This is a genomic window from Streptococcus infantis (assembly GCF_015546995.1).
Classification (GTDB): Bacteria; Bacillota; Bacilli; order Lactobacillales; family Streptococcaceae; genus Streptococcus; species Streptococcus infantis_J.
In genome coordinates this window covers 1-15,873 of record NZ_JADMUH010000006.1, presented here as the reverse complement: position 1 = coordinate 15,873, position 15,873 = coordinate 1, and the positions used below count along the sequence as shown (strand labels likewise).

The following is a 15,873-nucleotide window of genomic DNA, read 5'->3' as shown; positions in this document are numbered from 1 at the left end:
GAAAAAGAAGATGAAATTATTAAAAGTAGTCATTGCTGTAAACATTGTAGTAGTGAGCATTGGCTTAGTAGTATTTATAGGAGCGAGTATGTATGCTGTTACTACGATTAATTTGCTATCTAACTCAGTTTATTATGCGCAACGGATGCCTCATAAGGAAGGAAGAGAACCCGACTTAGTCATGTTGATTGAAAACATGGGGGAGATTTATACTCCGAAAATTGAAGGTATTCGCTATGATGATGATGGAGCGAATTTTATCGAAAATTCTATCGATTCAAGTGGTCATCCTACCAGTTTTAGTGAGTTTGATGAAGGTTATCACTACAATGATAAAAACGATGTGTCCTATAAGTTTGATAAGAATTTTGAGCTTGAGTGGGCTCTCGATAAAGAGTATAAAGGAATTGATACTGCAACAATTGATGAGACAAAGATAAAAGGAGAGATTAGAGAGACCCTTAAACCCATACTTGATGTACAGAGTAAACCCCTCATCAATCTGCAGTGGTTGTTTAATATGAAGTATCAGGACAGGTTTAATTAGAAATGCAGATAGGTCTTTAAATTGAAATTAAACTGAACAAAAATGGTTCAACTCTTAGATATGCGATGATAATATTTTTGTGAGTTTTTCTATTGCAATGAAAAACTTTCAAAATAGAATAGATTTTGAAAATTGAGCAGTTTCTGAAGAGTTAGTTAAGAAAAAATAAAGACACAACTCCAGACAATAGCTCTTCCTTTATAAATGAGCAACATACCATAGATGAAGACATAAACAGTGAGGGATTTCCTTAGAAAGTAAAGATTGAGTTTACTTTACTAGATAGAGCCGTTTCAAGGAAAAGTTTAAGGTTTTGCTATCTCTTTTATTGATTTTGTGATATAATTAACACGTAAAAAAAAAAGAAGGAGTCATATCTAATGGCAAAATTGACTGTTAAAGACGTTGACTTGAAAGGGAAAAAAGTTCTCGTTCGTGTTGACTTCAACGTACCTGTAAAAGATGGCGTGATCACTAACGACAACCGTATCACTGCAGCTCTTCCAACTATCAAGTACATCCTTGAACAAGGTGGACGTGCAATCCTCTTCTCTCACCTTGGACGTGTAAAAGAAGAAGCAGATAAAGAAGGTAAATCACTTGCTCCTGTAGCTGCTGACTTGGCTGCTAAATTGGGTCAAGAAGTTAAATTTATCCCAGGTGTTACTCGTGGTGCTGAATTGGAAGCAGCTGTTAACGCTCTTGAAGATGGACAAGTTCTCTTGGTTGAAAACACTCGTTACGAAGATGTTGACGGCAAGAAAGAATCTAAAAACGATCCTGAACTTGGTAAATACTGGGCATCACTTGGAGATGGTATCTTCGTAAACGATGCATTCGGTACAGCTCACCGTGCACACGCATCTAACGTTGGTATCTCAGCAAACGTTGAAAAAGCTGTTGCTGGATTCCTTCTTGAAAACGAAATTGCTTACATCAAAGAAGCAGTTGAAGCTCCAGAACGTCCATTCGTAGCCATCCTTGGTGGTTCAAAAGTTTCAGACAAGATTGGTGTTATCGAAAACTTGCTTGAAAAAGCTGATAAAGTTCTTATCGGTGGTGGTATGACTTACACATTCTACAAAGCACAAGGTATCGAAATCGGTAACTCACTTGTAGAAGAAGACAAATTGGATGTTGCTAAATCTCTTCTTGAAAAATCAAATGGTAAATTGATCTTGCCAGTTGACTCAAAAGAAGCGAACGCATTTGCTGACTACACTGAAGTGAAAGATACTGAAGGTGAAGCAGTAGACCCAGGATTCCTTGGTCTTGATATCGGTCCTAAATCAATCGCTAAATTCGACCAAGAATTGACTGGTGCGAAAACAGTTGTATGGAACGGACCAATGGGTGTATTTGAAAACCCTGACTTCCAAGCTGGTACAATCGGTGTGATGGACGCTATCGTGAAACAACCAGGCGTTAAATCAATCATCGGTGGTGGTGACTCAGCTGCTGCTGCGATCAACCTTGGCCGTGCAGACAAATTCTCATGGATCTCTACTGGTGGTGGAGCTTCAATGGAACTCCTTGAAGGTAAAGAACTTCCAGGACTTGCTGCTTTGACTGAAAAATAAGAATATAAAAAAGAGGCTGGGACAAAAGTTCTAGCCTCTCAATTGTCTTTGGGTTGTCGAGCAGGACGCAGTAGTTGAGTGGCCTCTACTACGCTGATTTCATCAGCTTTTACAACCCTACTCAACTGTGCGGAGGTGGAACGACGAAATCGAATTCTAACGAATTACCGATTTCTGTTCCACTCTCTTTTTTTGCGCTTTTTTAAAGTTTGGGAGTACTGAGGGATAATTGGACAGAATCCAAAAAAAACAGTAAAATAGAGGAATACCAATCTAAATGAAATTTGAGTAATAATCGTGAAAAAAAGAGACAATCATACAAAAACAGCTATTTGCGGTATTATCAATGTCACCCCGGATTCTTTCTCTGATGGGGGCCAATTTTTTGCTATTGAAGAAGCCTTAAAACAAGCTCGAAAATTGATTGCTGAAGGTGCCACTATTTTAGATATCGGTGGAGAGTCTACTCGACCTGGAAGTAGCTATGTTGAGATTGAAGAGGAAATCCAACGTGTGGTTCCAGTCATTAAGGCTATCCGTCAAGAAAGTGATATTCTGATTTCGGTAGACACTTGGAAAAGTCAAGTTGCAGAAGCAGCTCTAAAGGCTGGGGCCCATATAGTCAATGACATTACCGGTCTCATGGGAGATGAGAAGATGGCGGAAGTGGTTGCCAAAGCTGGAGCTCAGGTAGTTATCATGTTTAATCCAGTCATGGCACGCCCTCAGCACCCTAGTTCACTTATCTTCCCTCATTTTGGCTTTGGAGAGCCTTTTACAAAGGAAGACTTAGATGAGTTTGAAAAACTACCAGTAGAAGAATTGATGACAGCTTTCTTTGACCGTGCTCTAGTAAGAGCGGAAAAAGCAGGAATTTCGAAAGAAAAGATCATGCTGGATCCTGGGATTGGCTTTGGCTTGACCAAAAAGGAAAATCTACTACTTCTACGTGACCTTGATAAATTACACGAGATGGGCTATCCTATCTTTTTAGGAGTCTCTCGCAAGCGCTTTGTCATCAATATTCTGGAAGAAAATGGTTTTGAAGTAAACCCAGAAACTGAAGCTGGTTTCCGCAATCGTGATACGGCTTCAGCTCATGTGACTAGTATCGCTGCTAGAAAGGGTGTAGAAGTTGTGCGTGTACACGATGTAGCCAGCCACAAGATGGCAGTTGAAATCGCATCAGCCATTCGTCTGGCAGATGATGCGGAAAATTTAGATTTGAAACAATATAAGTAAGATGAATAAAAACGAAACGAATCAGTGGATAGCAAACTATCGGACAGATCAACCGAATTTCGGCTTGGAGAGGATGGTGGAATTGTTAGCCTTACGTGGCAATCCCCATCTGAAGCTCAAGGTTATCCACATCGGTGGAACCAATGGTAAGGGATCTACCATAGCTTTTTTGAAAAATATGTTGGAAAAGATGGAACTAAGAGTTGGTGTCTTTAGCTCTCCCTATCTGATTCATTATACAGACCAGATTACCATTAACGGAGAATCCATCCCAGAAGCGAGATTAGAAGTCTTGATGTCGGACTATCGCTCACTACTTGAAGGAGAGCATGCTCATGATTTGCAGGGGACGACAGAGTTTGAGATTATCACTGCTATAGCCTATGATTATTTTGCTTCTGAGCGAGTCGATGTGGCTATTATGGAAGTAGGTATGGGAGGACTTTTGGATAGCACCAATGTTTGCCAGCCTATCTTAACAGGTATTACGACTATTGGGTTGGACCATGTAGCTCTACTAGGGGATAGCTTGGAATCCATCGCAGAGCAGAAGGCTGGGATTATCAAACAAGGAGTTCCCTTAGTAACAGGGAATATTGTCCCAGAAGCCCTAGCAGTTATCAACCAAATCGCGAAAGCGAAAGAGGCTTCTAGGCTTGTTTATGGAAGAGATTATCAAGTCAGTCATCAAGAGAGTGTGGGGACGGGAGAAGTCTTTGACTATACAAGTCCACAAAGACAAGGTCGTTTTCAGACAGGATTGCTGGGTTTGCACCAGGTAGAGAATGCTGGGATGGCTCTGGCCTTGTTAGATAGCTATTGCCAAGTGACTGGTCGAGAATTACCAGATAATGCTTTAGTGGCTCAAGCTTTAGAAGAAACAAGCTGGCCTGGACGCTTTGAAGTTGTTTCTAGAAGTCCCTTGATGATTTTGGATGGGGCCCACAATCCTCATGCCATCAAGGCTTTGTTGGCAACTTTGGAAGAACGCTTTGTTGATTATCACAAGGAGATACTTTTTACATGTATAAAAACCAAGGCCTTGGAGGACATGTTAGATTTATTAGAGACCTTGCCAGATACTGAGCTTACACTAACGAACTTTGATGATGGACGAGCAACCGCCGAAGAGGTGCTCAGACAAGCAGCTCATTCTAGAAATCTCAATTATCAAAGTTGGCAGGCATTTCTAGATCAGAAAAAAACGGAAAATGAAGAGGAAAAAACAGTTAGGATCATCACGGGCTCCTTGTATTTCTTGAGCCAGGTAAGAGCCTATCTGATGGAGAGGAAAAACTAGAGAATGGATACACAAAAGATTGAGACGGCTGTAAAAATGATTATCGAAGCGGTCGGTGAAGATGTTAACCGCGAAGGCTTGCAGGAAACTCCTGCACGTGTAGCTCGCATGTACCAGGAGATTTTTTCAGGTCTTGGGCAAACTGCTGAAGAGCACCTGTCAAAATCCTTTGAGATTATTGATGACAATATGGTAGTGGAAAAGGATATCTTTTTCCATACCATGTGTGAACATCACTTCTTGCCCTTTTATGGAAAAGCTCATATCGCCTACATTCCAGACGGACGTGTGGCAGGTTTGTCAAAGCTAGCTCGTACTGTGGAAGTTTATGCCAAAAAACCACAGATTCAAGAACGCTTGAATATCGAAGTGGCTGATGCTTTGATGGACTATCTAGGTGCCAAAGGTGCTTTCGTTGTTATTGAAGCAGAGCATATGTGTATGAGCATGCGTGGTGTTCGAAAACCAGGAACTGCAACCTTGACAACAGTAGCTCGTGGAGTGTTTGAAACGGATAAAGATCTTAGAGATCAAGCATACCGTCTCATGGGGTTATAAAAATCGACTCAAACGATTTTTTCTAGAAAGGACTAGTTATGGATCAATTGCGCATTAAGGATTTGGAAATTTTTGCCTTCCATGGGGTTTTTCCTAGTGAGAAAGAACTGGGACAAAAATTTGTCATTTCAGCAAGCTTATCCTATGATATGACCAAGGCTGCTACGGACTTAGATTTGGAAGCTTCTGTCCATTATGGCGAGATCTGTCAGCAATGGACGACTTGGTTTCAGGAAACCACTGAAGACTTGATTGAAACAGTTGCCTACAAACTAGTAGAGCGCACTTTTGAAACCTATCCAATAGTTCAAGAAATTAAACTGGAACTCAAAAAACCATGGGCGCCTATTCATCTACCACTAGACACCTGTTCAGTAACCATCCATCGCCGCAAACAAAGAGCCTTTATTGCTCTAGGTAGCAATATGGGGGATAAGACGGCTAATCTCGAACTAGCTCTTGACAAGATGCGTACTCGAGGGATTCGTATTCTTAAAGAATCTAGTGTGATTACAACTGAGCCATGGGGTGGTGTAGAACAAGATAGTTTTGCTAATCAGGTCATTGAAGTCGAAACTTGGCTTCCAGCCCCAGTCTTGTTAGATACCTTATTGAGCATTGAATCAGAGATGGGACGGGTCAGAGAAGTGCATTGGGGACCTCGTTTGATTGACTTGGACTTGCTTTTTATGGAGGATCAGGTCATTTATAACGATAATCTCATCTTGCCGCATCCTTATCTTGCTGAGCGACTCTTTGTCTTAGAGTCTCTGCAGGAAATTGCGCCTCATTTCATCCATCCAGTCCTAGGACAACCGATTCGTCACTTATATCGTCAATTGGAGAAAGAAAATGTTTAAGTTTTTCGAAATTTATAGTAAATGGAGAAGTCTAGGGGAAGGTGCAGTAGCCATAACCCTAGGCCTTCTCTTGATTTGTTTTGGGCAGCTGGTACCGATGTTAGGTTACCAGCTATTAATGGGTTATTTTTCTTTGTCTGCCGTTTGGCAACTATTGACGCGATGGTTTCAGGAAAAGTCTCGCAGAGAAAATATTTTTGTAACTCTAGCCAAACTCTTTCTTGCAGTCATTCTATTTGACTCTGTCATCTTGCAGGGGATTGCCCTCTATGTCTTGGTTATTTCTATTGGTAGTTATCAATTGTTTACAGGTCTGATTAGCCTGATTACCTGGTTGATTTATCGGAAGAATCATATTCGCCCAAGGGTCAATTACTTATTCGATGCTTTGTGGATGATGGGATTTGGTCTCTATAGTATCTCCCCTTTTCATGATGCAACAAATTTTGAGTTGCTCCTGCTTGGTTTTTACTTAATCATGTTGGGAGCGAGTAGTGTCAGGGATGGATTCTTTTTTGAAAAAGGGAGAAGTAATCCAAAGCTGAAGCGCAGAATGAGAATGACACTGCCTATATTTGTGACGGCTTTAATTCCTATTAGTACCTTACGAAGATGGAATGAAACCTTAGCTACCCATCAGACGGAAGAAAACGAAGTGCATTTGGAGAGAAAAAATGAAAAATCTGTTGACTTAGAAATTTTCATCCATACTTCAGAATCATCCTTCTTCTTGGCCATGGGCCATGTAGATATTTGCTACCAAGGTCAGGTTATTTCCTACGGTTCTTATGACCCTCACTCAGAGCGCTTGTTTGGGGCAATCGGTGACGGAGTATTATTTAAGGCTAATCGTGAAAAATATATTGAACTTTGTAAGAGAGAAAGCCAGAAAACCCTATTCGCCTATGGTTTAAGCCTGTCTGAACAACAGAAAAAAGCCATCGAAGAACGATTGAGAGAGATAGAAAGCCTCTTGATACCTTGGGAGCCAAGTTCACAACTGCTGAAAAGAAGGGAAGGAGAGGTCAAACATACCTACTCTTATCAACTGAAACACGAGGCTGATGCGACACTCTATAAGTTCACATCATCTAAATTTAAAACCTACTTTGTCCTCAGTACCAACTGTGTTCTGTTAGCAGATTCTATCGTTGGAGAAGCTGGGACAGATATCCTGAGCCCGCAAGGGTTTATCGTTCCTGGAACCTATCAGGATTATCTGGATTTAGAATTTAAAAAACCAGGTGGTATCGTGGTTAGTCGTTCTATTTATTAAAAAAAGAAAACTCTAGTCAGAAGGCTAGAGTTTTTAAAATAGGTCATTTTCTTCAGGTAGGAGGATGGTTTCCTTACCGTCCATATCCATAACAAGTACTTTCGGTGGGTACAATGGGTCAAAGGGATGATTAAAATCGAAGTCAATCGTAGTCGGTAGGTGCTCACTTGAAAAACGGAAGGTGATGGAGCCGTTACTGTTTAAGAGCTGAAATTCCAACTCATCTTCTAATTCAAAAACATGCTTTAAGAAATGATCGATAATGTACCAGATTGAGTCAATCACATCGTCTGGAAGATTTGTTACCACACCAAAGCTGGCACAACGTCTATGAGAATCCGTAAAAGCCATCCATGCCTCCTACTTAATTTTTTATTATCATACTGCAAACTGGCCTAAAAATCAAGAAAAGTAAACTAATTTACAAAAATATGATTATCGGTGAAATTTTTTCAAAGAAAGTTCAATTAATCCTTGAAAATGCTTACAATTAGTGGTAAACTAGTAGTGGTGTAAACATGAAAACAAAATTTTCAACATTAGAAAGGAAACGGTATGAACACAGATGATACAGTAACAATTTATGACGTTGCCCGAGAAGCAGGAGTTTCAATGGCAACTGTCAGTCGTGTAGTCAATGGCAACAAGAATGTCAAAGAAAACACTCGTAAGAAAGTTCTAGAGGTGATTGATCGCCTAGACTATCGTCCAAATGCAGTAGCTCGTGGCTTGGCAAGCAAACGAACAACAACTGTTGGGGTTGTCATTCCAGATATCACTAACACGTATTTTGCTGCGCTAGCAAAAGGGATTGATGATATTGCAGAGATGTACAAATATAACATCGTCCTTGCGAATAGTGATGAGGATGATGAAAAAGAAGTGGCAGTAGTGAATACACTCTTTTCAAAACAAGTTGATGGTATTATCTTTATGGGCTATCACTTAACAGAGAAAATTCGCTCAGAGTTTTCACGTTCACGTACCCCTGTAGTTCTTGCAGGAACAGTGGATGTAGAACACCAGCTTCCAAGTGTTAATATTGACTATAAGAATGCTACTGCGGATGCTGTTCGCCATTTGTTGAAGCGTAACAAAAAAATTGCCTTTGTGAGTGGCCCGTTGGTAGATGATATTAACGGTAAAATTCGCTTGGTTGGCTACAAAGAAGCTTTGAAAGCAGCAGGAGTCAACTATAGTGAAGGACTTGTATTTGAATCTAAATATCGCTATGATGATGGTTATGCTCTGGCAGAGCGCTTAGTTTCTTCAAAAGCAACTGCAGCGATTGTGACTGGTGATGAATTGGCAGCTGGTCTCTTGAACGGCTTGGCTGATCATGGAGTTTCAGTACCAGAAGACTTTGAAATCATTACGAGTGATGATTCTCAAATCGCTCGCTTTACTCGACCAAGCCTTACAACTATCGCACAACCCCTGTATGATTTAGGTGCGATTAGTATGCGTATGTTGACTAAAATTATGCATAAGGAAGAATTGGAGGAACGTGAAGTCCTTCTCCCTCACGGTTTGACAGAACGCAAATCAACTCGCAAAAAGTAATGAAAAACCAGGAATCTAGCTGATTTCCTGGTTTTTTATTATCCTTCCATATATGTTTGGAGTTGTTCGCCCTTAAGTCCAGCATTGATTGCGATAAGAAGCTTCAGTCGTGCTTTTTGAGCGTTTAGTTCTTTAACAAAATATACACCATCATTCTGAAGACAAACACCACCGCCTTCGTAGGCGTAAACAGGTTCTGCAATCCCATTGAAACAACGTGAGACTAGTGCAATAGGAAGTCCTGCTTGACTGAGAGACTTTAATTTTTCAGCTGTTTCCTTTGGTACATTTCCAGCGCCAAAAGCCTGAATAATTAATCCATCTAGTTGGTCAACAGGAAGTAAATCGAGAAGTTCATCGGTCATGCCCGCATAAACAGGGATAATAGGGACCAACCCTTGAATGCTCTCAAGGTCAAAACGAACACGAGGTTCTGCCGTTTTGAAGTAGAGAATTTCCTGCTTCATAATGAGCCCGAGTGGTCCATGAGTTGGTGTTTGAAAGGTACTAACGTTAGTAGTATGCGTTTTTGTGACATATTTGGCGGCGTGAATTTCATCGTTCATAACGACCAACACACCCTTATCTGCAGCCTTGTCATCACTCGCAACGCGTAAGGCGCTAAGATAGTTGTAGACACCATCACTTCCCAGTTCATTGGAACTTCTCATGGCACCTGTCAGGACGATAGGTATATGAGGTACTTCCATGGTGTCGAGGAAATAAGCCGTTTCTTCTAGTGTATCTGTCCCATGTGTAATGACAACACCATCATAGGACGATGCCTCTTGTTTAATTTTATGGTAGAGGGCTAACATATGCTTAGGCTTGATGTGTGGGCTGGGCAAATTTAAAAAATCCAAGGAATGGACTTCGATACCTTCGAGAGGATTAGAGATATGATTCATAGGGTTATCAGCACTAGTCCTTACGGCTCCAGATTCATCTGCCTGCATGGAAATAGTGCCACCGGTATGTAAAACAAGGATTTTCTTAGTCATGATTCACTCACTTTTTCTGAAATGTGGTATAATCATTGTATCATAAAAGAAAGGAATGAGATAGAATGGAAGTCAAAGCTGTATTTTTTGATATTGATGGAACGCTTGTAAATGACAGTAAGAGTGTTTTGAAGTCCACTAAGGAAGCTATCAAGATTGTGAAAGAACAAGGGGTGCTTGTTGGGGTAGCAACAGGGCGAGGACCTTTTTTTGTTAAGGATTTGATGGATGATTTGGATCTGGATTTTGCAGTGACCTACAATGGCCAATATATCTTTAACAAAGATCGAGTTCTTTTTGCTAGCCCTATTGATAAGAGAAGCCTCAGACAAATCATCTCTTATGCTAAGAAAAATCGAAAAGAGATTGCCATGGGAACGCGACAAGACGTTGTCGGTTCTCGGATTATGTCCTTTGGGCTCAGTCCTCTTTCACAACTCGTCAGTCGTTTTGTACCTAAATTTTTGACTCGTACTGTTAGTCATTCCTTTAATCGTATGGTCAGTAAGGCCCTTCCTCAGAAGGAAGATGATTTGTTGGACTTAATCAATCAGCCGATCTATCAGGTGCTTATGTTGATGACGCCTGAGGAGACAAACCATGCTGCTGAAGTATTAAATCATTTGAAATTTACCAGAAGTAATCCATTCGCGGCCGATATTATCAATCAAGGAAATTCTAAGTTAGAGGGTATCCGTCGTGTCGGGAAAGAGTATGGTTTTGATCTCAATCAAGTCATGGCTTTTGGAGACTCGGATAATGACTTGGAAATGTTGGCTGGTGTTGGGATGTCTGTTGCCATGGGAAATGGTAGCAACAGCGTAAAAGAAGTTGCCAAGCATATTACTGCCAGCAACCAAAACGATGGGATTCACAAAGCTTTGGAATATTTTGGAGTTTTGTCTTCTGAAAAAGTCTTTGTCAGTCGTGACTATCATTTTAACAAGGTTAAAACCTTCCATCATATGATGGACGAGCGAACTCAAGAAGAACCAATAGCTTGGGATTTGCAAGGGGCGACTCATCGCGCCGGCTTTAAGATTGAAGAGTTAGTTGAATTTGTCCGTGCTGCAAGCAATTCTGAAGAGGAATTTCAACAAGCTGTACAAGATTTGCACCAGGCGCTTGATGTATCAGCAGATAAAGTTTCTCAAAAAATACCGGCTGAAAGTACTTTGGTTGGACAAGTCGATGCCTTGATTGACACCCTCTATTTTACATATGGTAGTTTTGTACTGATGGGAGTGGACCCAGAGCGGATATTCGAGATTGTCCATCAGGCAAACATGGGTAAAATATTCCCAGATGGCAAGGCACAGTTTGATCCTGTGACTCACAAGATACTTAAGCCAGAAGGCTGGGAAGAGAAGTATGCTCCAGAACCAGCTATCAAGAAGGAACTTGCGCGTCAGATTAGAGCTTATGAACGTCATAAAGAAAGAAAAAATAAACAATAAAAAGGAGCGCATTGGCTCCTTTTTTTAGTCTAATTATAAAGTTTTATCCTTGTCTCGGACGACGAGAAGGTCAACGCTTGTATGGCGAAGGATATACTCAGATGAAGATCCGACAAGTAAACGTTCGAAGGCGTTAAGTCCTGTTGCTCCAACCAAAATCAAATCAACGTGTTCTTGGTCAGGGATTGTTTTAGCCAAAAGAGTTTTAGGATTTCCCATTTCGATGACAACTTGAATATCTTTAAGACCAGCGTCTCTTGCACGCTTTTCATATTCTGCCATCAAATCTTGGGCCTCAACTTGTAACTCTTCGTAAACTTCTGCATCGAATGTTGAAATGCTTTGAAGAGCACGAGTATCGATTACATGCGCAATGGTTAATTTAGCCTGGTTACGTAATGCTGACTGAACTCCTTTGATAAAAGCCAAATCAGCTTCTTTAGAACCGTCGACTGCTACCATGATGTTTTCGTAACGTTGTGTCATAGCAAAAACCTCCTCATTTCTTATCACTTTCATTGTAATCCTTTTCACTAAAAAAGTAAAGTAAAACATAATAGCAAAAATGCTTTTTGACTTTGATTTTGAGAGTGCTATAATTAAAGGAGAGAATGCAAGAGGGAATCATATGACAAAAATTGCGGTACTTTCAGATATCCATGGAAATACAAGAGCACTGGAAGCTGTTTTAGCAGATGCAGAGAAGGCAAGCGCTGAGGAATATTGGCTTTTGGGAGATGTTCTCATGCCTGGGACAGGACGAAAAAATATTCTTCAACGATTGGAAGGCTTGCCAATAACGGTTCGAGTTTTGGGGAATTGGGAAGAGAGTTTGTGGCGGGCTGCTCATCGAAAATTAGATACAAGTAGACCTAGCCATCGATACCTCTTGCGCCAATGCCAGTATATTATGGAAGAAATTAGTCTAGATGATATTGAAGCTCTACAGGCATTTCCCATGCACACACACCGCCAGTTTGGAAATCTGAAGGTAGGGATAAGCCATCATTTGCCGGATAAAAATTGGGGAAGAGAACTGATCCATCTTGGCAAGCAGGAGGATTTTGACCGTTTGGTAACCAATCCTGACTGTGATATTGCGATTTATGGGCATATTCACCAGCAATTTCTTCGCTATGGGAGTCAGGGACAACTCATTTTAAATCCAGGTTCAATTGGGCAACCGTTCTTTTTATCAGCAAGTCTACGTGAGGATTTGCGGGCGCAATATATGATTTTGAATTTTGATAACAAAGGTTTGAAGGATATAGATTTTCGTCGTGTTGATTACGATGTTGAGTCAGAATTAAAATTGGCTAGAGATTTGAAATTGCCCTACTATGAGGTGTACTATGAAAGTTTAGTCAATGGAATTCACCATACCCATAATCAGGACTTGTTGCACGAAATCGCCCAGAGTCAAGGACATGATGTTGAATTGGACGACTGGCTTAGTCGTAACTCTTGACATTACAACTCTAGGAGATATAATAAATATAAGAGAAGAATGAGGCTTTGTTGATAATAAAGGAGAACTGCATGCAAATTTCAAGCCGATTTACCATTGCGACACATATGTTGGTAATCATTGCCCTAAAGGGGAAGGAAAGCAAGGTGACTAGTGATTTTCTAGCTAGTAGTGTTGGAGTCAATCCTGTTATTATCCGAAAAATTTTGTCCCAACTGAAAAAAGCAGACTTGATTTCCGTCGCGCGTGGAACTGGAGGGACAGAGATTATCAAAAATCTTGAGGATATCAGTCTTTTGGATATTTATCAAGCGGTGGAATGCCTTGGAAAGACTGGACAACTCTTTAGTTTCCATGATAATCCTAATCCTAACTGTCCAGTAGGAGCTAACATCCATGGAGTTTTAGATGAAAAGTTAGATAAAATTCAAGAAGCCATGGAAGAAGAATTAAGCCAAACTAGTCTGGCCCGAGTAGTGGCAGATGCAGAAGCAAGAATAAAAGAATAAATTTTAAAATAAGGTACACCTGAATTGCTAAGCTGAAAGCTTGGTTGTTTAGGTGCTTTTTTCGTAATTAAATATGCTGGGTGTTAGCTGAAGTGGCCTGAGAATTTAGCCAGGAATGTGATTAGATTAGCAAGAGAAAAACAAAAATCATGTTATAATAAATAAATAGAATCGTAAGAAAGAGTGGATGAATTTTGATTATTCCGACTTATAATTGGCAATTTGCACCTCAAGTTGAGGATGCGGATTTTACAAAAATCGCCAAGAAAGCTGGGCTAGGGCCTGAAGCTGCTCGTTTATTATTTAGCCGTGGTATTAAGGATGAAGATAGTTTGTCTCGTTTTTTGGCACCAAGTCTAGATGATTTACATGATCCCTATCTTCTCCACGATATGGACAAGGCAGTGAATCGTATTCGTCGTGCTATAGAGCAGGGGGAATTTATTCTCGTTTATGGAGACTACGATGCAGATGGGATGACATCAGCTTCAATCCTTAAAGAAACATTAGAACAATTAGGAGCCGAGTGTTTAGTCTATCTTCCTAATCGTTTTACAGATGGTTATGGTCCTAATGCCAGTGTCTACAAGTACTTCATTGAGCAACAAGGGATATCCTTGATTGTAACCGTAGATAATGGAGTTGCAGGGCATGAAGCCATTGACTTGGCTCAATCTATGGGAGTAGATGTTATTGTAACGGATCACCATTCTATGCCAGAGGTTTTGCCAGATGCCTATGCGATTGTCCATCCTGAACACCAAGAAGCAGATTATCCTTTTAAACATTTAGCAGGTTGTGGAGTGGCTTTTAAACTAGCTTGTGCCCTCTTGGAGGAAGTACAGGTTGAGTTGCTTGATTTGGTTGCTATTGGGACGATTGCTGATATGGTCAGCCTGACGGATGAAAATCGTATCATGGTTCAATATGGTCTAGAAGTTTTGCGCAATACTCAAAGGATTGGTCTCCAAGAACTCTTTGAAGTTGCGGGGATTTCTAGTAGTGATCTTACAGAAGAGACGGTTGGTTTTCAACTAGCACCTCGCTTGAATGCCCTAGGGCGCTTGGATGATCCTAATCCAGCTATTGACTTACTAACTGGCTTTGATGATGAAGAGGTGCGTGAGATTGCCCTCATGATTCAAGATAAAAATGAAGAACGCAAGGAAATTGTTCAGGCTATCTATGAAGAAGCTAAAAGTTTGGTAGACCCTAGCAAAAGTGTCCAAGTTTTAGCCAAAGAAGGTTGGAACCCAGGAGTGCTTGGGATTGTAGCTGGTCGCTTGTTGGAAGAATTAGGGCAGACAGTTATTGTTCTGAATATTGAAGATGGCCGTGCCAAGGGGAGTGCTCGAAGTATTGAAGCAGTCGATATCTTTGAAGCCTTGAATCCGCATCGGGAACTTTTTATCGCCTTTGGTGGGCACGCAGGCGCTGCAGGTATGACACTTGAAGCGGAACAGCTAGACGCCTTATCGGAAATTTTAGAAACCTATGTAAAAGACAAAGGGATAGATGCCAAGGGCAAGAATACATTATATCTAGATGAAGAATTAGATTTGGAAAGTCTAAGTTTAGAGACGGTTAAAAGCTTTGAACGATTAGCTCCTTTTGGAATGGATAACCAAAAACCTGTTTTTTATATTCGAGATTTTCAAGTTGAAAATGCTCGTTCTATGGGAGCGGGAGATAGTCATCTAAAATTAAAGATTTCCAAAGGGACCGCGAGCTTTGAGGTAGTAGCTTTTGGTCAAGGATCAAAGGCTACAGAGTTTTCTCAGGTAAAACAACTGGAATTGGCAGTTACCCTTTCTGTTAACCAATGGAATGGGCAAACAACCCTCCAGTTGATGATGGTAGATGCCCGTGTGGACGGTGTTCAACTTTTTAACATCCGTAGTAAGAGTGTAGAGCTACCAGAGGGAGTGCCTGTCCTAGATTTTACCAGTGATTTACCAGAAATGCTTTCTAGCCCAGCAATCGTTGTAAAAAATATTCCCGAGGATCTCAGTCTTCTCAAACAAGTGTTGCAAGAACAGGATTTCTCTGCTATTTACTTTAAAAATGATATCTCTAAAGCATACTATTTGACAGGTTATGGTACAAGAGAGCAATTCGCTAAGCTTTATAAGACAATCTACCAGTTCCCAGAATTTGATATTCGTTATAAGCTCAAGGACTTATCATCTTATTTGAAGATAGAACAGATCTTGCTAGTCAAAATGATTCAGATTTTTGAAGAACTTGGTTTTGTCACAATTGAGAATGGTGTAATGAAAGTAAATAAAGATGCTGCCAAGCGGGACATCGCTGAAAGTCAGATTTATCAAAACCTCAAACAAACTGTTAAAGATCAAGAAATGATGGCACTTGGAACAGTACAGGAAATATATGATTTCTTGATGAAAAAATAAATACAAAGAGGCTGAAGTAACCTATTTCAGTCTCTTTTTGTAAGTGATTTTTAACTTTATGTAGTAAAAGTATACAGATTTGTAACATGACTACAACA

The 15,873-nt window shown here is 40.5% G+C and carries 15 protein-coding genes; 12 read left to right on the top strand and 3 right to left on the bottom strand.

All coding sequences use genetic code 11. From position 1 onward, the window contains the following. Positions 1–10: 10 nt before the first annotated feature. The 7 genes from I1J71_RS03215 (at position 11) to I1J71_RS03185 (ending at position 7,363) form a co-directional block, all read left to right on the top strand. Entirely contained in the window at positions 11–547 is a 537-nt protein-coding gene (locus tag I1J71_RS03215) for a hypothetical protein (RefSeq protein WP_195183696.1), read from the top strand. Positions 548–927: 380 nt separating this feature from the next. Continuing rightward, complete coding sequence (locus I1J71_RS03210) at positions 928–2,127, top strand: phosphoglycerate kinase (protein WP_045614609.1); 1,200 nt, start codon at positions 928–930, stop codon at positions 2,125–2,127. Between the two features lie 297 nt (positions 2,128–2,424). Then, a complete protein-coding gene (gene folP / locus I1J71_RS03205; protein ID WP_195183695.1) occupies positions 2,425–3,369 on the top strand; it encodes a dihydropteroate synthase in 945 nt (314 codons plus the stop codon). 1 nt (position 3,370) lies between these two features. Then, positions 3,371–4,669, top strand: a complete 1,299-nt coding sequence (locus tag I1J71_RS03200) for a bifunctional folylpolyglutamate synthase/dihydrofolate synthase (RefSeq protein ID WP_195183694.1) — start codon at positions 3,371–3,373, stop codon at positions 4,667–4,669. A 3-nt stretch (positions 4,670–4,672) separates the two neighbouring features. Further along, entirely contained in the window at positions 4,673–5,227 is a 555-nt protein-coding gene (gene folE, locus I1J71_RS03195) for a GTP cyclohydrolase I FolE (RefSeq protein WP_045614600.1), read from the top strand. Positions 5,228–5,265: 38 nt separating this feature from the next. Then, on the top strand, positions 5,266–6,087 hold the full coding sequence (folB, locus tag I1J71_RS03190; RefSeq protein WP_195183693.1) for a dihydroneopterin aldolase: 822 nt from the start codon (positions 5,266–5,268) through the stop codon (positions 6,085–6,087). Next, positions 6,080–7,363 (top strand): membrane protein, encoded by a 1,284-nt coding sequence (locus I1J71_RS03185; protein WP_036754753.1) that lies wholly within the window; start codon positions 6,080–6,082, stop codon positions 7,361–7,363. The genes folB and I1J71_RS03185 overlap by 8 nt, the downstream gene beginning before the upstream one ends. 33 nt (positions 7,364–7,396) lie before the next feature. Here the strand turns inward: I1J71_RS03185 and I1J71_RS03180 are convergent, their stop codons facing one another. Further along, positions 7,397–7,714 (bottom strand): DUF960 domain-containing protein, encoded by a 318-nt coding sequence (locus I1J71_RS03180; protein ID WP_004251754.1) that lies wholly within the window; start codon positions 7,712–7,714, stop codon positions 7,397–7,399. 204 nt (positions 7,715–7,918) lie between these two features. Between I1J71_RS03180 and ccpA the strand changes: the two genes are divergently transcribed. Next, positions 7,919–8,926, top strand: a complete 1,008-nt coding sequence (gene ccpA / locus I1J71_RS03175) for a catabolite control protein A (protein WP_004251755.1) — start codon at positions 7,919–7,921, stop codon at positions 8,924–8,926. Between the two features lie 38 nt (positions 8,927–8,964). Here ccpA and I1J71_RS03170 read toward each other — a convergent pair whose 3' ends face one another. After that, positions 8,965–9,927: an asparaginase gene (locus tag I1J71_RS03170; protein ID WP_195183692.1), complete on the bottom strand. Its 963-nt coding sequence runs from the start codon at positions 9,925–9,927 to the stop codon at positions 8,965–8,967. Positions 9,928–9,992: 65 nt separating this feature from the next. Between I1J71_RS03170 and I1J71_RS03165 the strand changes: the two genes are divergently transcribed. Beyond that, positions 9,993–11,384: a Cof-type HAD-IIB family hydrolase gene (locus tag I1J71_RS03165; protein ID WP_195183691.1), complete on the top strand. Its 1,392-nt coding sequence runs from the start codon at positions 9,993–9,995 to the stop codon at positions 11,382–11,384. Between the two features lie 33 nt (positions 11,385–11,417). Here I1J71_RS03165 and I1J71_RS03160 read toward each other — a convergent pair whose 3' ends face one another. Further along, the gene (locus I1J71_RS03160; protein WP_070677031.1) at positions 11,418–11,870 is read right to left on the bottom strand and encodes a universal stress protein; all 453 of its coding nucleotides are present in this window, start codon (positions 11,868–11,870) and stop codon (positions 11,418–11,420) included. Positions 11,871–12,012: 142 nt separating this feature from the next. Between I1J71_RS03160 and I1J71_RS03155 the strand changes: the two genes are divergently transcribed. The 3 genes from I1J71_RS03155 to recJ all read left to right on the top strand — a co-directional run bounded on the left by I1J71_RS03155 (position 12,013) and on the right by recJ (position 15,775). Next, complete coding sequence (locus I1J71_RS03155; RefSeq protein WP_195183690.1) at positions 12,013–12,852, top strand: metallophosphoesterase family protein; 840 nt, start codon at positions 12,013–12,015, stop codon at positions 12,850–12,852. A 71-nt stretch (positions 12,853–12,923) separates the two neighbouring features. Continuing rightward, positions 12,924–13,361 (top strand): Rrf2 family transcriptional regulator, encoded by a 438-nt coding sequence (locus tag I1J71_RS03150; RefSeq protein ID WP_195183689.1) that lies wholly within the window; start codon positions 12,924–12,926, stop codon positions 13,359–13,361. 194 nt (positions 13,362–13,555) lie between these two features. Then, positions 13,556–15,775, top strand: coding sequence for a single-stranded-DNA-specific exonuclease RecJ (recJ, locus tag I1J71_RS03145; protein WP_195183688.1), 2,220 nt, complete (start codon positions 13,556–13,558; stop codon positions 15,773–15,775). Positions 15,776–15,873 lie beyond the last annotated feature (98 nt).

Coding starts and splice junctions, on each gene's coding strand:
- I1J71_RS03215 (WP_195183696.1), top strand. CDS start 11: ATGAAATTATTAAAAGTAGTCATTGCTGTAAACATTGTAGTAGTGAGC.
- I1J71_RS03150 (WP_195183689.1), top strand. CDS start 12,924: ATGCAAATTTCAAGCCGATTTACCATTGCGACACATATGTTGGTAATC.
- folE (WP_045614600.1), top strand. CDS start 4,673: ATGGATACACAAAAGATTGAGACGGCTGTAAAAATGATTATCGAAGCG.
- I1J71_RS03210 (WP_045614609.1), top strand. CDS start 928: ATGGCAAAATTGACTGTTAAAGACGTTGACTTGAAAGGGAAAAAAGTT.
- I1J71_RS03160 (WP_070677031.1), bottom strand. CDS start 11,870: ATGACACAACGTTACGAAAACATCATGGTAGCAGTCGACGGTTCTAAA.
- folB (WP_195183693.1), top strand. CDS start 5,266: ATGGATCAATTGCGCATTAAGGATTTGGAAATTTTTGCCTTCCATGGG.
- I1J71_RS03180 (WP_004251754.1), bottom strand. CDS start 7,714: ATGGCTTTTACGGATTCTCATAGACGTTGTGCCAGCTTTGGTGTGGTA.
- I1J71_RS03200 (WP_195183694.1), top strand. CDS start 3,371: ATGAATAAAAACGAAACGAATCAGTGGATAGCAAACTATCGGACAGAT.
- I1J71_RS03185 (WP_036754753.1), top strand. CDS start 6,080: ATGTTTAAGTTTTTCGAAATTTATAGTAAATGGAGAAGTCTAGGGGAA.
- ccpA (WP_004251755.1), top strand. CDS start 7,919: ATGAACACAGATGATACAGTAACAATTTATGACGTTGCCCGAGAAGCA.
- I1J71_RS03165 (WP_195183691.1), top strand. CDS start 9,993: ATGGAAGTCAAAGCTGTATTTTTTGATATTGATGGAACGCTTGTAAAT.
- I1J71_RS03170 (WP_195183692.1), bottom strand. CDS start 9,927: ATGACTAAGAAAATCCTTGTTTTACATACCGGTGGCACTATTTCCATG.
- I1J71_RS03155 (WP_195183690.1), top strand. CDS start 12,013: ATGACAAAAATTGCGGTACTTTCAGATATCCATGGAAATACAAGAGCA.